This window comes from Faecalicatena sp. (assembly GCF_058819085.1).
Genome location: NZ_JBZUUL010000024.1, coordinates 72,391 through 86,739, shown reverse-complemented (window position 1 = coordinate 86,739; position 14,349 = coordinate 72,391). Strand labels below are relative to the sequence as shown.

Annotated in this window: 28 protein-coding genes and 1 pseudogene; 1 reads left to right on the top strand and 28 read right to left on the bottom strand. The window is 45.7% G+C overall.

Annotated features, from left to right (window positions below; genetic code table 11):
• Positions 1-83: 83 nt before the first annotated feature.
• The 26 genes and pseudogenes from AC4OGX_RS11825 to AC4OGX_RS11700 all read right to left on the bottom strand — a co-directional run bounded on the left by AC4OGX_RS11825 (position 84) and on the right by AC4OGX_RS11700 (position 13,567).
• A complete protein-coding gene (locus AC4OGX_RS11825) occupies positions 84-1,760 on the bottom strand; it encodes a terminase large subunit (protein ID WP_493330697.1) in 1,677 nt (558 codons plus the stop codon).
• Positions 1,753-2,142 (bottom strand): P27 family phage terminase small subunit, encoded by a 390-nt coding sequence (locus tag AC4OGX_RS11820; RefSeq protein WP_493330695.1) that lies wholly within the window; start codon positions 2,140-2,142, stop codon positions 1,753-1,755. Before AC4OGX_RS11820 ends, AC4OGX_RS11825 begins: the two co-directional genes overlap by 8 nt.
• Positions 2,143-2,278: 136 nt before the next feature.
• Positions 2,279-2,611 carry an HNH endonuclease gene (locus tag AC4OGX_RS11815; protein ID WP_493330694.1) on the bottom strand — a complete coding sequence of 111 codons (333 nt, stop codon included), beginning with the start codon at positions 2,609-2,611 and terminating at the stop codon, positions 2,279-2,281.
• 48 nt (positions 2,612-2,659) lie between these two features.
• The gene (locus tag AC4OGX_RS11810; protein ID WP_493330693.1) at positions 2,660-3,022 is read right to left on the bottom strand and encodes a hypothetical protein; all 363 of its coding nucleotides are present in this window, start codon (positions 3,020-3,022) and stop codon (positions 2,660-2,662) included.
• Positions 3,023-3,049: 27 nt separating this feature from the next.
• Positions 3,050-3,667 (bottom strand): hypothetical protein, encoded by a 618-nt coding sequence (locus tag AC4OGX_RS11805; protein WP_493330692.1) that lies wholly within the window; start codon positions 3,665-3,667, stop codon positions 3,050-3,052.
• A 3-nt stretch (positions 3,668-3,670) separates the two neighbouring features.
• A complete protein-coding gene (locus tag AC4OGX_RS11800) occupies positions 3,671-4,150 on the bottom strand; it encodes a VRR-NUC domain-containing protein (protein ID WP_493330691.1) in 480 nt (159 codons plus the stop codon).
• 24 nt (positions 4,151-4,174) lie between these two features.
• The gene (locus tag AC4OGX_RS11795) at positions 4,175-4,456 is read right to left on the bottom strand and encodes a hypothetical protein (RefSeq protein ID WP_279003289.1); all 282 of its coding nucleotides are present in this window, start codon (positions 4,454-4,456) and stop codon (positions 4,175-4,177) included.
• Positions 4,457-4,469: 13 nt separating this feature from the next.
• Entirely contained in the window at positions 4,470-5,525 is a 1,056-nt protein-coding gene (locus AC4OGX_RS11790; protein WP_493330690.1) for a rolling circle replication-associated protein, read from the bottom strand.
• A gap of 117 nt (positions 5,526-5,642) precedes the next feature.
• Complete coding sequence (locus AC4OGX_RS11785) at positions 5,643-5,888, bottom strand: hypothetical protein (RefSeq protein ID WP_004606110.1); 246 nt, start codon at positions 5,886-5,888, stop codon at positions 5,643-5,645.
• The gene (locus AC4OGX_RS11780; RefSeq protein ID WP_493330689.1) at positions 5,889-6,332 is read right to left on the bottom strand and encodes a hypothetical protein; all 444 of its coding nucleotides are present in this window, start codon (positions 6,330-6,332) and stop codon (positions 5,889-5,891) included. It abuts the gene before it with no gap.
• Between the two features lie 88 nt (positions 6,333-6,420).
• Positions 6,421-6,690 (bottom strand): hypothetical protein, encoded by a 270-nt coding sequence (locus AC4OGX_RS11775; protein ID WP_004606112.1) that lies wholly within the window; start codon positions 6,688-6,690, stop codon positions 6,421-6,423.
• Positions 6,677-7,093 (bottom strand): hypothetical protein, encoded by a 417-nt coding sequence (locus AC4OGX_RS11770; RefSeq protein ID WP_004606113.1) that lies wholly within the window; start codon positions 7,091-7,093, stop codon positions 6,677-6,679. Before AC4OGX_RS11770 ends, AC4OGX_RS11775 begins: the two co-directional genes overlap by 14 nt.
• 1 nt (position 7,094) lies before the next feature.
• Positions 7,095-7,238 carry a hypothetical protein gene (locus AC4OGX_RS11765; RefSeq protein WP_004606114.1) on the bottom strand — a complete coding sequence of 48 codons (144 nt, stop codon included), beginning with the start codon at positions 7,236-7,238 and terminating at the stop codon, positions 7,095-7,097.
• Between the two features lie 15 nt (positions 7,239-7,253).
• A complete protein-coding gene (locus AC4OGX_RS11760) occupies positions 7,254-7,622 on the bottom strand; it encodes a hypothetical protein (protein ID WP_493330688.1) in 369 nt (122 codons plus the stop codon).
• Positions 7,622-7,987 (bottom strand): hypothetical protein, encoded by a 366-nt coding sequence (locus tag AC4OGX_RS11755; RefSeq protein ID WP_493330687.1) that lies wholly within the window; start codon positions 7,985-7,987, stop codon positions 7,622-7,624. Before AC4OGX_RS11755 ends, AC4OGX_RS11760 begins: the two co-directional genes overlap by 1 nt.
• Positions 7,988-8,007: 20 nt before the next feature.
• Positions 8,008-8,289, bottom strand: coding sequence for a hypothetical protein (locus AC4OGX_RS11750; RefSeq protein WP_493330874.1), 282 nt, complete (start codon positions 8,287-8,289; stop codon positions 8,008-8,010).
• Positions 8,189-8,732: pseudogene (locus AC4OGX_RS11745) on the bottom strand (DNA N-6-adenine-methyltransferase). Before AC4OGX_RS11745 ends, AC4OGX_RS11750 begins: the two are co-directional and overlap by 101 nt.
• 201 nt (positions 8,733-8,933) lie before the next feature.
• Complete coding sequence (locus AC4OGX_RS11740) at positions 8,934-9,212, bottom strand: hypothetical protein (protein WP_004606120.1); 279 nt, start codon at positions 9,210-9,212, stop codon at positions 8,934-8,936.
• Positions 9,213-9,224: 12 nt separating this feature from the next.
• Positions 9,225-9,437, bottom strand: coding sequence for a hypothetical protein (locus AC4OGX_RS11735; RefSeq protein WP_493330686.1), 213 nt, complete (start codon positions 9,435-9,437; stop codon positions 9,225-9,227).
• Between the two features lie 24 nt (positions 9,438-9,461).
• Positions 9,462-9,791, bottom strand: coding sequence for a hypothetical protein (locus AC4OGX_RS11730; RefSeq protein WP_493330685.1), 330 nt, complete (start codon positions 9,789-9,791; stop codon positions 9,462-9,464).
• Positions 9,792-9,864: 73 nt separating this feature from the next.
• Complete coding sequence (locus AC4OGX_RS11725; RefSeq protein WP_493330683.1) at positions 9,865-10,284, bottom strand: hypothetical protein; 420 nt, start codon at positions 10,282-10,284, stop codon at positions 9,865-9,867.
• Positions 10,281-11,078: a DNA adenine methylase gene (locus tag AC4OGX_RS11720; RefSeq protein WP_493330682.1), complete on the bottom strand. Its 798-nt coding sequence runs from the start codon at positions 11,076-11,078 to the stop codon at positions 10,281-10,283. The genes AC4OGX_RS11725 and AC4OGX_RS11720 overlap by 4 nt, the downstream gene beginning before the upstream one ends.
• A 110-nt stretch (positions 11,079-11,188) precedes the next feature.
• A complete protein-coding gene (locus AC4OGX_RS11715) occupies positions 11,189-11,563 on the bottom strand; it encodes a hypothetical protein (RefSeq protein WP_493330681.1) in 375 nt (124 codons plus the stop codon).
• Positions 11,550-11,732, bottom strand: a complete 183-nt coding sequence (locus AC4OGX_RS11710) for a hypothetical protein (protein WP_004606124.1) — start codon at positions 11,730-11,732, stop codon at positions 11,550-11,552. Before AC4OGX_RS11710 ends, AC4OGX_RS11715 begins: the two co-directional genes overlap by 14 nt.
• Positions 11,733-11,742: 10 nt before the next feature.
• On the bottom strand, positions 11,743-12,939 hold the full coding sequence (gene dcm / locus AC4OGX_RS11705; protein WP_130574618.1) for a DNA (cytosine-5-)-methyltransferase: 1,197 nt from the start codon (positions 12,937-12,939) through the stop codon (positions 11,743-11,745).
• Between the two features lie 331 nt (positions 12,940-13,270).
• On the bottom strand, positions 13,271-13,567 hold the full coding sequence (locus AC4OGX_RS11700; RefSeq protein ID WP_004606127.1) for a hypothetical protein: 297 nt from the start codon (positions 13,565-13,567) through the stop codon (positions 13,271-13,273).
• 85 nt (positions 13,568-13,652) lie between these two features.
• Between AC4OGX_RS11700 and AC4OGX_RS11695 the strand changes: the two genes are divergently transcribed.
• The gene (locus AC4OGX_RS11695; RefSeq protein WP_004606128.1) at positions 13,653-13,820 is read left to right on the top strand and encodes a hypothetical protein; all 168 of its coding nucleotides are present in this window, start codon (positions 13,653-13,655) and stop codon (positions 13,818-13,820) included.
• A 14-nt stretch (positions 13,821-13,834) separates the two neighbouring features.
• Here AC4OGX_RS11695 and AC4OGX_RS11690 read toward each other — a convergent pair whose 3' ends face one another.
• Together AC4OGX_RS11690 and AC4OGX_RS11685 are read right to left on the bottom strand one after the other, a co-directional pair.
• Entirely contained in the window at positions 13,835-14,020 is a 186-nt protein-coding gene (locus AC4OGX_RS11690) for a hypothetical protein (RefSeq protein ID WP_004606129.1), read from the bottom strand.
• Positions 14,021-14,056: 36 nt separating this feature from the next.
• Positions 14,057-14,248, bottom strand: a complete 192-nt coding sequence (locus AC4OGX_RS11685) for a helix-turn-helix transcriptional regulator (protein ID WP_493330673.1) — start codon at positions 14,246-14,248, stop codon at positions 14,057-14,059.
• Positions 14,249-14,349 lie beyond the last annotated feature (101 nt).

Genomic DNA, 14,349 nt, shown 5'->3' with positions numbered 1-14,349 from the left:
TTCCACGCTTCAATCGTACAAAAAAAGTTCGTTAAATTCTGACCTACTTTCAGGCAGCAAAAAAGAGGGCCGAAACCCTCTTTTTACGCGGCTTTGTTTAATAACTGTCTGCCGATCTCTTTGTGGTATTTCATTTTCACGGCCAAGGCGTCGAAGATTGAAACGGCGCCGTCTATGTGCGCCCGCTTTTCCAGTTTTACGGGTTTCATACGGCTGTCGTTTATGTTTATATCTACCGCCACATTTAACAGGTGGGACCGTAACAAATTATTATCTCCCAAACAATAGCGTCCGTCTTTCAGATCGCCTTCAAAGGTGTGTAATACCGGTGTAAGGTTTGTTCCCTGATATACGTCGTCCATGTGGAAGCCCGCTTCTTTCATTTCCTGAACCAGATAACCGGCGCAATAACGGTCATAACCCACTTTTAACGGTTTGATCTTATATTTCTTCACAAGGTCAATAAACCAGTTAAACACGTCCTTATAGTCCACCTGATGTTCTCCCGATAGTTTCAGGAAGCCTTGTTGTTCAAAAATATTGTACGGTACGTTCTCTTCGTTGATTGCCACTTTGAACCGTTCCCGCGGCATAAAGAATTGTGTAATAACATAGTTCTTTCCTGCTTTCTCAATTATCAGTGTTGCCGCCGTAAGATCCGTTGTCCGTGAAAGGTCAATACCGGCCACGCAATAGCACCCGCGGAAGTCTTCAAGCGTGTACTTCTGGCCTGCTGCCTTCTCAACGTCGATATAGTCAAGCCATGCAATCGACGAATTTTGTTTTATGTTGCAGAACTTTGTCAAAAACTCCGCTTTCGCTGCAAGTGATTTTCTTGCAACTGCGATCTTGTCTTCGTAATATTCCCACGATACCGAAACGCCTAAGTTCGGGTTTGACTTTTCTAATTCTTCGCGCGTGTCCCACTTTTCCACGTCGTCAATGATGTAAAGGAACGGCAAAAGTCGTTTTTCGGTTTCTTCCTTTCCTCTTCCCTTCAAAAATGCCGTGGATCGCTTCATAAGTTCGTCGAAAATTCCGTCATTTTCATAACCGGCGGTGGAAGTGGATAAAATAAGCGGCTGTTTTCTTGCGCCAAGTGCTGACGCCATAACGTCATATTGCTTTAAGCCCTGATCGCCCGGCCACGCTTCCATTTCGTCATTTAAAACAAAGTGCGGGTTGAAGCCGTCCGACTTTTTGGAATTGAAGGCGATCTTTTTGATCGTGGTGTTGTACTCTTTTATGTAAATGTCTGACCGGCGTTTCTTGCTTATTTCTGCCAGTTCTTCATCTTGCTGCACGATCTGGTAAAATGCGTCATAGGCAAGATCGGCCTGCTCCAACTTCGGGGCCAGACAATACAGTTTCGCGCCGTACTCTCCGTCAATATATGCCATGTATGCCATGATTGCTGCAGCAAAAAGCGTTTTACCATTCTTCCGGGCCACAATTAAAAAAACTTCCCGGAACTGCCGGTACCCCGTGTTTTTATCCAGAATACCGAAGATCGCGGAAACGATCGCTTTCTGCCACAATTCCAATTTCAGAAGGTCGTTTCGTCCTTCTGAATGGTGACAGTAATTTTCTATGAACTTGATCGCTTTATTCGCCTTTTTGTAGTCAAAGATCCATTCCCCGTACTTTATACCCTCAACCAGAATTTTATAAACCAGTTTGATCCATTTACCGGCCCGAATACGCCCCGACGTTATGGCGTCGTAGTATTCAAAAATATAGTTTGTGATTAGATTATTCATCACGAAGGGCCGCTAATTTTGAAACCTTTTTCTTTTCTTTCGGTGGTAAATATTCGATTAACTGGTTAATAATTGTTGTGTATTGTCGCGCGTATTTTTCATAAATCGCCGTTGAAGGGTGGGCTTTTATGAAATGCTGCGAAGCGTTTTTGGTTTCGGTCGTTAGACCTTCTTTTTTCATTTCTTCTTTAGCCTGCAGGCAAGCCACTTTTAAGAAGGCGGCTTCTTCAATGACTGAATTTACAAGGGTTTTTTTGTCTTCGTCTTCGATCCCCTCGAATAGTTTTTGAAGTTTTTCTATCTCTTTTTTAATTGCTGCAGCCGTCAACTTTTTCGGCCTATTTGTTGATTTCTTTTTCGTTTTCTCTGTATCTTCTGCCATAATTTAACCCCCCTTCTATGTGCGCGCGACTTGCAGAGTTTTTTTTACCTCACTCCCTCGGTTCTCGTTGGAAGGTCCAAAATTTCGATCCGGGGGGTGGGGTTCGCGGGAAATGGAAATATTTTTTGTCAAAAAATTATTTATAGTTTTTATTTTCAATGATGTTTCCGGCAGCGTCGAAGGAATATCGCTTCGGCTTTGCCTTGTGCTGCTTGTTGTGGTGTTCTTCACATAGCAACTCTAAATTGTCGAATGACAAGGCAATGTTCGGATCGTTTATGTTCTTCGGCGTCAGTTCTCTTTTGTGATGAACTATTATTCCGGGGTTTATATCTTCCATGCTTCGGGCGCCTGCCATGTATTCAGCCATACACCGTTCGCACCGGCCGCGCTGAAATTTGTAATATGCGTCGCGTGTCTTTCGCCATGCCTTCGTCAAATAGAAACCGTCCGTCCACTCTTTCGCCATGTTCTCAACTCTCTTTCATTCTATCCGACGGCAGCGGTTGTTTCTGACCTACTTTCCCGCCGCCTGCTGCCTGCTGCCGTCTTCTTCTATGATCCCCATGTGTACCGCTATCAGGTAACAAAATTCCATACGATATTCATAAAATAGCCGTCTGCAACAATATGTATCGCCCAACATTTCCCACGGCGTATTGTATAACAGGCTCTTATATATCTTGTCTATGATGTGACGGCGCGCCGTCTGGTCCATGCCTTCAAGCGGAAGATCTCGTTTCGCTGCCTTTATTGCTTCTTCTGCCTGCCGGTCGAAGTTCGTATGTTTCCCCTTCCTTTTCCGGCCCTGCCGTTTCTGATCCCCGTGAACGATCGCTTTTACAATTTTCTTTGTGTCTTCGTCTATGGTATGTGCCACGACGGCCGCCCCCTTTCTTTGAATGTTTTATAAAATCTCTGTGCCTTCTAAGAATTTCCAGAAGTCCACTTCTTCGCCTTCTTCTGCCGTCCTTACTCCGGCCATGAGATAACATTGATTGTTGCCCCAATACATAAAAGGCGAAGTCGGGCAGAGTGTAACCGGCCCGAACGGCTCATATTCTCCGTTGTCATAATCAACGGCGCCCGGATCTATCAGGTCCATAAATATTTCCGATATGGCTGTGACGTGCCGCGTCGCTCCGTCTTCCTGAATGAACCGGATCACCTTGTCGCCCTGCTGCCCTAATAACTTTGTGACGTTAAAACGGCAATCACATTTTTTAAACGCTGCAGGCAAGTTATATACTTCCTTTTGTTCGATCTCATACTGGTTTCCCATATCCTTCATTGCTTTAAACACTTCGCCCGGTCCCGGAAGATCGCCGCACAATTCAATAACGGCCGCTTTTGCTTCCTTTGGCATTGCGTCAGCCAAAAACCAGACGATCCACCACCCGGAAGAAATATAATACCCTTCCGGCTCCCCCCCTTCTTCGTTTCCTGCGTCGTGGCCCACGGTCAGGCCCGCCCCTTTGTACGCCGCTTTCAGCATACGTTTTAAAACTGTCTGTTTGAAAAACATTCGTCATTCTCCTTTCTCTCTGTTTGCTTTGTAAAATTCGCATTTTTCGCAAGGCGCCCAATCCACGGCCACGCCTTCGCAATACCCGAACATTTTCACGGCTTCTTCGCAATTCACCAGATCAAAGCCTGCGGCGCGGGCCAGATAATGCCGTATAATTTCGCGGGCCTGCTCCGCTCCATAGGCTACGGCCGTTTTATATCCCTGCTGCCGAAGCAAGGCCATAAATTCTTCCTGCGCCTTTGTTGTCTTCCCGGATCCGAACTTCATTTCGATATACAACCCGTGAAAGCCACCACGCGGCACCGGCAAGGACAGATCCGGGACGCCCGTTTTCAAGCCTGCCGCCTTCAATACTGCGCCATTTGTCCGCTTTCCTTCGTTTGGTACATGGTGAAGCAACCGTAATTCCGGTATAAACGCTTCGTTCACTCTGGCCCAATTAAAAAGGCTTATTTGTTCCGTGGTTTCGGAACGCTTCATGTTTGCAAGGTTCACATTTCACACCTACCCTTCTTCTAACTCTCCGTAAAGTTCCATAAAGCGATCAGGATCCAACCTTTCGATCACGTTCTTTACTTCTTCTTCCTTAACCACTTTTAGATCTTTCCGGCTCTTGCAATAAAATAAAAATGTTCCCTTTTGCGTCTTCAAATATCGCGCGTCTTCCCATGTGTTGAACACATACCCCGGCTTCCAAGCGATCGGATCCTGATACTTTCGCCGAAACGAAAAAATAACTTCTGCTTTTTCCGTGTCGTAAATTTTCCCTTCAATGATTTTTTTCACATTCTCACCCCCTTTAATTCCGCACCATGCGGGCGTATATGTAAAAAGCCGCCGTGACGCCGTTGTATTTCACTTCCGCGTCTAAAAATTTATAGTTCGGGTATGCTTTTTCCATTTCTGCTTTCAAGGTTTCATAATCATGCGCCATTTTTTCGACTTTCGCTTTCTTAAACTTTGAATAACTGCGCGTAGGCTCTGGCGGTTTTTTAAGGTTCTTTGAAGCGCGCCAACGCCTTTTCCCGCGCTTATTGTTTGAAATATAAGTGGCAAGGCCGGAAATCAAAAAATCTTCGTCGGGTTTGATCCTTCGTGTGTTTGATCTCTCCCCCTTTCCCCATAGTTCCTCTAATTCGTCGCGATCAATCCCCTTTCCGGTCATAATTATGTGGACGTGCGGACGTTCGGCGCCTTCGACAACCGGTATATAAATATACTTGATATTCTCCCGGCCCTTCTTTTTCTGTCTGTAATTTATACGCCTTATAAAATTTGCCACGTCCCTGTCTGCTGCGTCTTCGTCTGCCGGTAGGTGTTCTTCGTCCCATGTGAAGGTACACCATAGATCGTTCTTGCCGAAATTGATATTTGCAAGCCTGACAAGGTACCTTCTGGAATTTTTGTCGTTTAAGTTCTTCTGTGAAGGCTTGCTTTCTCTCTTTTTCCCTGTGCGCGGAACGTCTGCTTTGTGAAAGAATGACGGGTAAATTTGCGCTTCCAGTAATTCGCGTCCGCTTTCAATGTTCTTTGCCTTTATAGTCGTTGTCCGGTAAAGACTTTCCACCTTCCCTTCTTTCAGCAGCCTTTCCAGTTCCCATTCCTCTAATTTTTCTTGCTGCTCCTTCCACTGTGTTTCATAGTCTGTCGTTTGTAGTGGGTTTTCCTGTTCAAACTTCCTTCTTGCTTTTCTCTCTATGTCCGATTGAAGATCTATTTTATACGCTTCTACATAATCGTAATTATCATAGGTCCTTACCTTCATGTTATCCCCGCCTTTTCCCTTTCCCTTCTCCCTTCTGGATCCTGATCCTGAATATATAAATTTATAATTCGTCGGTTTGTTAATACCCATTACAAGGACGAAAAAGAAGATTTCCTTTTATATAAGAAGAAACTGTGTTCGATTTCTTTTCTTCTTGCAGAATTACCCGGCCGTGTTTCCGCGCGTCCGGGCTATCCACATTTCATATTAAACGGTGTTTTCCGGCTCCGTTTTCTTGCCTTTCTTTTCATGCCTTACCGTCAGACCGTCTTCGCCGTCGTTTATATGTACCACTTCCGGCATTAAGACAACTTCCCTTGCTTTTTTGGAAGTCACGATTTCAAAACAAGGCGCCGTTTTATTTCCTTCCGGCGTGAAGCACGCTTCGATCCTGATTTCAAAATCTCCCGGAAGTCCCTTCGTTAAGTTTCTAAACTGGCTTAATGTATACATTTAGTTTTCTCCCTTCGCTATCAGTGTTTCAATTTCCGGCGGCAATTCTCCGAATATGCGTCGGCACTCCACAAGTGCTTTATATAATGTCTGGTTTTCTTCCCGTACTGCTGCCGCTGTGTTTCTCATGCCTTCGCGGGCGTCCTTCGCTTCTGCCAGAAGTTCTTCCAGTGCGTCGATCTTCGCCTGTGCTTCTTCCATTTCTATTTTGTGGGCTTCTATTTCGTCGGCCAGTTCCTTTTCTGCGGCGGCTGCGCGTCCCTCTGCCGTTGTACGGTCATATTCCTTCGGATCCACGGTTTCGCAAAGAAAGCACGCCATTCCGCGCCCATTTGTATATAACTTTTCTTCTGCAATCTGGATCACAATCCGTTTCGCATTCTCAATCTGTGTTTCGTTCATTACCTCAAACCGGCTCTTTTCATGGGTTTTGAACATTGACATTTCCCGCCTTTCTGCTATAATATTTATAGGTTAGATTTCCAACAAAACGGATTGTTTAAGGTCCCCGCCTTTTCAATCCGTTTTTTATTTACTCTTTTTCTTTTATCTCTCTTTCGCCTTTGTGGATATGGTGAAGAACTCTTAACACTTCGTCGCGCTGCTGCTCCGTGATTTCTCCCAACTCTGCCGCCTTCGTTACGATCCCGGTATAATAACCGGCCGAAAAGTCCAGTTCCGAAAGTGTCCCGCACTTCGTCAGGCTGAATACTTCGATCAAATACTGATTTGCTTTCCTTCTGGTTCTGGCCTGCTGCCTTTTCCTTCTGAAAATTCTTATGTAACGCTTAATTGCCGTCATGGTTAGATCTCCTTTCAAACTCTGCCTTGTCGATCGGGTTCGCGTATGGGTTTAATGATGTGAACCCGGCCGCCTGTCGGTACGGGATCGGGTTTACTGCCTTGTCGTCTATGTAAATGTCGGCGTTGATCTTGCGGCAGTCGTTTTTATAAAGGTCGATCAGTTCCGGCAAGTTCGCGTTCACGGTGTCAAACTCCAAGCCCCGTTCCCTGCACCATTCCACCGCTTCTTCCAGTAAATCGCCTTCGCGGTTCGTCCATAATATCAGCCTTGCGCCCTCTGCTTTCCTTTCTTTCAGGTGCCGGATCAATGCTTCGTTTTCTTCTCCTATCTCCGGCCATGCCTGCTTGCACAATGTCCCGTCAAAATCGACGGCGATCACCTGATTTTTATTCAGATCCATATTAACCCGCCTTTCTTTCCTGCTGCCCTGCTGCCATTAAGGAAATGTTTAACGGTTTCATTCCTTGAATTGCTGCGTTTAACTGTGCTTCGTTCGTAATGCCTAATTTTGCCAATGCTTCTTCGATCCTCTTTCTCTGGCTCATACCCTTTTCTCCTTTCTATGGCCCGTAAGTTTCTTTGACTTCCGGTACTCCGTGGGGGTACTCTGCTTCCATGTACCCTTCAAGCGTCATTATTATTTCTTCCCCGTCCCGGCCGTCGTTTTTAATATCAAACGTGCCATAAAACGCATATACGCCGCCGTTTGCATAAATAACAATGCTTCCGGTGTCGCATGGATCCGGCGTTTCAATGGTCAGCGGTTCCGGTTCTTTTGCTTCCTGCTGCTCCTGTGCCGCTGCGTCCTGCTGCTTCCAGTCGTCCGCAACGGCAAAAATGATAAATGCCGCCATGAGAAGGGAAGCGGGAATTAAAAGCAAAATCGCCAAGTTGTTTTCCCTTCTTCGATCCTCTTTCCTTCTTCTCACTATAAAGCGCCCCTTTCTTCTTCCGTCAAACACTGGTCTATTGCCAGAAGTTCGATATCGCTTAAAATTCCTTTTCTTGCCATTGCCGCGGTCTGTATTGCTTCCACGGCCAGATCAAGCGCCGTTCTGTAAATCGCCGTCAATTCTTCGTGTGCTGCTTCCGGGCTGTGGTTCTCTCTGACGCCGATCCAGAAGTTATTCACCAATATTTCAAGGTTTTGCGCTTCTTCCTTCGTTTCCTCTGCTTCTTCCAGAATTACCGCGAAGGCTTCGTGACTGCTGCCGAAAAGCGGAAACTTTTCATTCGCTGCCGCCAATTCTTTGTCGATCAGTTTATAAACTTCTCGTTTTACAACGTTTCCCATGGTTAGATCTCCTTTCTGTCTCACACAATGCCATACAGGCCGTTTTCCCTGCACATTTCTTTGAAATCCTCTAACAGTTCGTCGCGGTACCGGCTGACTTCGATCGTCTGATAACCGGCGTCGTAAAGGCTGCCTTTTATCGCCTGCCACTTTGCGCCTATGTATGTTTCAAGAAAATCATTAAAATAAACCGTGTTCGGTTCAAATACCGTCAATGCCGTTTTCGGATCCGTCGTCCTTCTCCGCGGCTTTTTCTTCGGTGTGGCCTGCAGCGGTGCAGCCTGTTTTCTTTTCTTCTTCATTCTCTTTTCCCTTTCTGAACACTACCACCATAGAAGGAAACGGCGCCGCGTCTTTGCAGCCGCCGAAGTGAAGGCGGCCTTTTATGAAGCGAATTTCCGCTTTGTGGTATATGTAATCGTGAAAAAACCTTGTGTCAGTACGCGCCGGAATGAGCGCAACAACAACCGTTCCCGGTTTCTGTGCTTCTTCGTAACACTTTTTGATCCATTCGCCGGTTGAAGTTCTCCCGTAAGGTGGATTGCAGAAGACGCAACGCCCCCCCCCAATCCTGCAAAAGTCCGTTTTGCTCCTTCGTGAAAAACTCCTTGCACTTCGCGTTTTCCGCGTCAGCGCATGGATCTAAATCGAAGTGAAATTCCTTGTTTAATTCGTCGAAGAAGTCCTGCGGCGTCGCCCAATCTTCCTTCGCGCTGCTGAATAAAGCCTTGTTTAATGGTGCCATGGTTAGATCTCCTTTCTTTCCTCTATCCGTCAAACTTAATTTCTTTGTTTCCCAACATTTCCAACAACTGTTCTTCCGTCGCTGTGCAACCGCTTAATTTTTCAATTTCAAGGATCATTGTTCGTTGTATGGCCCTGTTTTCAAATTTACATATAATTCTTTTTGCTTCGTCTGCACTAATTAACCGCATTTCCCCGCCTTTCAAATACAAATTTTGTAATATAACTTCATTTCCAGATCCGAAAACGAAAAATCCGGCGTCTGGTCCGGTTCAAGTGGCGGCATTAACCCGGCTTCCTTCCATTTCCTGTGCCTGATCTCCGGTTCATTGCGAAAAAGTATCATTTCGGCGTCAAGGTATTCTTTCGGAATTTCCGTCATTTCTCCCCTGAACCCTAAAAACACTACTTCCCCGCCTTTTACAATCTTCAACCGGTCCGGCGCTGTTATGGTCTGTAAAAAATCCCTTACTTTAACCATGGCGCCGCCCTTCTAATAGATCCAGATCTGAAAATAGGTCATGTGATACGGTGTTGCTTTTGCTTTCGCTTCGATCAGTTTTACTTCACGATCCAACAATTCTTCATGGTCCCTGATCTTTGCGGCCTTTCCGGTGAATACCGGTTCCGCTGCGTCTTCTTCGATAACTTCCAACGCCTGCGCCGGTCCGACAAGGGTTAAAAACTGTTTCAATGGTAAATTCATTTTTTCCATGGTCTGATTTCCTTTCTATAATCTGGAAGCCATGATCGCGCCTTCCGTAATCTGCCGGAAGAAATTTTCGATTCCTTCGCGATCCCCGGTGTCTTCTGCTGCCCTCTCTATCAATTCAGACATGGCAAAACTCAACATTCTGCCAAGTGTGCCAAACTCTCCCGTTATCTGGACGATCGGCGGCTTGTCTGTGTCTAAACTGATGATGTGGATCCCGACTTTTTCTTCCAGTCTGAAAGCCTTTCCTTCATGGATCCGTTTTACAAATTCTTCCGGGCTTCCTGCCTTCTTTAAAAGTTCGTCAAAGAATACCGCTTCCGGCTCTTTTCCGTCCTTCCCGTTCATGCTCTGCCCCCCCCCCGCGGGCCTTCTGCTGCCTTCAATGCTTCCAGTAATGCCATTACAAAATCTTCTTTTCTCATGGTTCGATCTCCTTTATTCTTTTATAAATTTCCTCTGCGAATGCTTCCGCTTCTTCTTCGTCGAACGGTTTTCCTTCGCAATGCTGCAAAAAGTGTTTGTATTCGTGGGACAATGTTTTTATTAACCCTTCTTCCTTTTCCGGTATATCTCCCGCAAGGTATATTTCCATTGTCGCCGGAACGAATACCCCGAAACCCACGCCGCCGTCTGGTGATTGTATGGTGTCGTAATCTTCCATAATATGAACCGTCACGTTTTCTTCCCGTGGAAAGTTCTTTTGCAAGTAATTGATCGCGGCCGTAAGTCCCGGATCGAAGAAACCTTCTAATGTGCTGCCGCCTTCTTCCAATTCAACCCCGATCGAATAGTTTTTTCCTATGTCCAAAATCTTCATTGTTTCTTCACCCTCTTTCAAAATAGTGTCAACTGCTGCCCCGGCGTCTGGCGGTTATACCAGATAATTTCCCGGCGCTGCTGCGCGTTCTGCGCGTAATTTGTTCTTTCTTCCCGGAACCACCCCCCAAACTTCGCTTCATACAGTGGGGAAGAATACCCGCTAATAACCACCGGTCCTTTATGCTGCAGCAGCGCTTCCAGTAATTCTTCGTGATCTTCGTCGCTCATTTCTTGTTTATACTGCTTCCGGCAGCGTGTAGAAAGAACATAGGGTGGATCGCAATAGATCAGCACGTTTTCAAAATTGTAACGGCGTATCACTTCCACGGCGGGCCGGTTCTCTATCTGTACGCCGCGTAATCTTTCCGCGGCTTCCATAATCTTTTCCGGGATCCGGCACCAGTCAACGGCCGCGTAGGCTTTTTCCCTGCCCTGAATGTCGACTTTCCACCCCACCTTTTCACCGGTTGTTCTGAAACCGTGTCCCATATTCAGGCGAACATAAAACAGTACCGCTTTTTCAAGGCTGCTTTCCGGTTCCTTCTGGTATGCTTCTTCGTACACTTCCCGCGAATATGGCGTGAAATATATTTCATGTGCCAACCGTTCGGGATCGTCCTTTATCCACCGGAAAAGGTTTACCACGTCGCCGTCAAGGTCGTTTATGGTTTCAATGTCTGATCGCGGTTTGTTGAAGAACACGCCGCCGGATCCGAAGAATGGTTCTAAATAACTGTGATGTTCTGGAAAATGCGAAATGATCCATTCAGCAGTCCCCCACTTTGAACCGGGATATTTCATAATCGCTTTCATGTGCTTTATTCTTTACCGTTCTTATTCGCAAGGTGTACGCCAAAGGCCACAAGGCCGATCGTTGCCGCAACCGCACCGGCAATAAATGAAATAATAATTGCTGCCATGCTTTATTCTCCTTTCTCGCCGGTGATCGGCGGTTCTTCGTCTTGTATTGCTTCTTTTGGATCCTGATCCGCTTCGTGCTGCTCCTGTTTTCCTTCTTCCAGAAGTTCGATTGGTATTCCAAATTCTTCCGCAACCTGTCTTTTGATCCTCTCTGTGATTTCTTCCAGTTCTCCTTCGCCGAAATGTACCGTCACTTCTACTTTGTCTGTCAGTTCCTTTTCTCCTGTCATGCACTCTCTTATGTACCTGTGCGGAACGTCGCATTTTACGCCGTTCATAACGTTTTCGTACTTCGCCGCCTGCTTTACCAGATTAAAAAAATCGGTAAATGTAACCGGTACCCGGTCTTCCTTTGAAAAAGCGTCAATTAAACTCATGTGTTAGATCTCCTTTCGGTTTATTAAAATTGTATCTATAACGAAGGCGCGGTTTCTTTCTGCGTCCCCGTTTATAGTTCAGGTGTCGGATCACCTGACGGATCCTGCCGACTTCTTCCTCGGTCAGCCCGTCGCCGGTGATTTCAAATATTACTTTTCTTTCTATCATTTTCCCGCCCCTATCTTGTCGCTTCGACTATTGCATTAAATAAATCTGCCGTCCGTTCTCCTTTGTCATACCTCACCCGAAGCGGTGTTAATATCTTCACTCCAAACATTCCCGCCGGCCCTAAATTTGAAAAATCTTCAAGTGATTTGTTTATGGCGTTTTCTGCTGCCTTCCAATCTCTGACGGCCTGGTCCTTTTCCTGGCCGTTTCCGGTTTTTAAGCCTTTCAAAATGTGTGCTATAACGTCAACCGTCCAACCATTCCCCAAACATTTATAACGCTGCGCGTCTGTCACTCCCGGCGCGTCTGTGTAATTGTCTGGAAGCGTTTGCAATCGCTCACATTCTACCGGTGTTAGTTTTCTTATGTACCCGTCGATTAAAACTCCGTGTCTGTCCTGTGCTGTCAGCGTATAGAATTTATTCCCTTCATTAAAGCGCTGTCCGTTCTGCCGCTTTTCGATCCTGTCCGGCGTCAAGCACCCGAAAAGATATTGTCCCATTTTTGCGGCTCCGCCGCCCGCTTCCCCGCATAGGGTGACGGCTTTTCCGTGGATCGAATATACCCGGTTCGCCTGACTGTCTTTTCTGAAATACCCGATTTTTCCTTTCTGTACTTCTTTATCTAAGATCTGCAGGCTTTTATCGAATGGAACAATATATTTTCCCAATCCTTCCGGCTTCTGTTCTTCGTTTTCGTGAACAACGTCTTTCAGCATAATTCCCTTATCTTCTGGAAGCGTTACGCCCGGAATGTTCGTCCAGTAAAGCCGTTTTCTCGACTGTGCCGAAACAAGCCCCGAATTTATTTCGATCGGCTCTACTCCCAAATATTCCGAAATAATGTTTTCAAACTCTTTTTTCATTTTCACGTTTTCAAGAAGAAAATACTTCGGTTTTACCTGTTCAACCGCTCTTACAAATTCAAAAAATAATTTGCTTCGCGGATCCTCAAAATTTAACTGCTTCCCTGCGAAACTGAACCCCTGACACGGACTACCGCCGATCACAATGTCAAAACCTTCAAATTCCGAAAAGTCCGCTTTTGTTACGTCTCCCCGTTGTATAATGTCCGGGTGGTTTTTCTTGCTGATTTTGATCGCGTATTTGTCGATCTCAAACGCCACATATTCTTCAATCTGTATTCCCGCGCGTTCAAGTGCTACTTTCCCGCAACTTATCCCGTCAAATAGTGATAATACTTTCATAGTTAGATTTCCTTTCCGTTGCTCTGTTTCGTGCTGCTTTTTTCTGACAAAATCAGCCATTTTATAAAATCTGTATTTTTCGGGTGTGTGCTTTTCAACCGGCTTTCACACGATCCGGCGGGCGTCTTTTTTCGGGAACGTCCAAACCTTACCGGCTTTCACATTAAAAGCCGAAAACTTGTTGTCCGACATGGAACCTTTTAAAGCGTTTTTGTTCTCCACCGCTGCCCCGCTTTCACATTAAAAACCGGGCCGAAAACCTGTTGACCTACACCGAAATATACAGACTTTATAAAATGGCCGATCTGGCCGTGTTTTCGTTGTCCTGCTACTATGTTTCGCCGTCTTCCTGCTTCAATAACTCCAAAATGCTTGACAGTGTGCAATACTCCCGGCCGAACTGTGAATGGCTCATCATAACCGGATCGAACGGTACCGTTATATCTGCCCGTAACCCTTCGTTTTGCTGTCCGTCGCTTCGGAAGCGGATCCGGTATCTCTTCGTTATAATCTTCGGCGTGTATCTGGTTACTTTCGCTTCTGCGTTTGCTTCGGCCGCTTCTCTGAATAGTCCCCACGTTTCAAGCGCGCGTTTCATTGTCGGCCGGAAAATGATTATTTCGATCATTGCGTCTTCTCCGTTTTATTGTCCCGCTTCCCGCTGCCGTGTTATAATCACGGTATGAAAGGGGGTGTTCTCTGTGTCTGATCTTATGGAATACGAAAAGGGCAATACTGCCGCTGCGTTCGTCCATAATACAAATTGCAGAATTGACAAGTCTTTAATTCCGGATCCTCATTTACTGGCCGTATATGAGGTCTTACAAGAAGAACTGTCAAAGGCGCTTCGTATTATTGATAATGCACAAATCAGTAAATAACCTTTTGCCCCGGCTTATGTTCGGGGCTTTTCCCTTTTGAACGGCGTTTCCTGCTGTCGTAATTCATATAAAATCTTTGCTTTCATTGTTTCCGGCACCTGCAGCACTTCACAAAGCGTCAGCCCTTTTTCTTCGGCAACCTTCAACGCTTCTTCCGCTACTTCTCCGGCGATCTTTACAATTTCTTCTGCTTTTTTCACGGTCTGCGCTCCTTTCTGCTTAACATATTAAGCGATTTAATCAAAAAAAATTTCATCAACCTTTTTGTTTAACGCGATCGCAATCTTTCTTAATGTTGCTGTTGTGGTTGTCTTTGTCCTGCCTGTTTCAAGACCGTTAATAATGCTTCTTGCCACGCCGGAACGTTCGGAAAGTTGCTGCTGCGTCATTCCTGACGCTTCTCTGATTTCTTTGATCTTGTATCCCATTTTTTATTCTCCTTTCTTTGCGATCTATTTCCTGCGTTATTGAAAGATTAACATATTAAGCGCTGCTTGTCAATATGTTAAACACTTCTTTTTTTTAATTT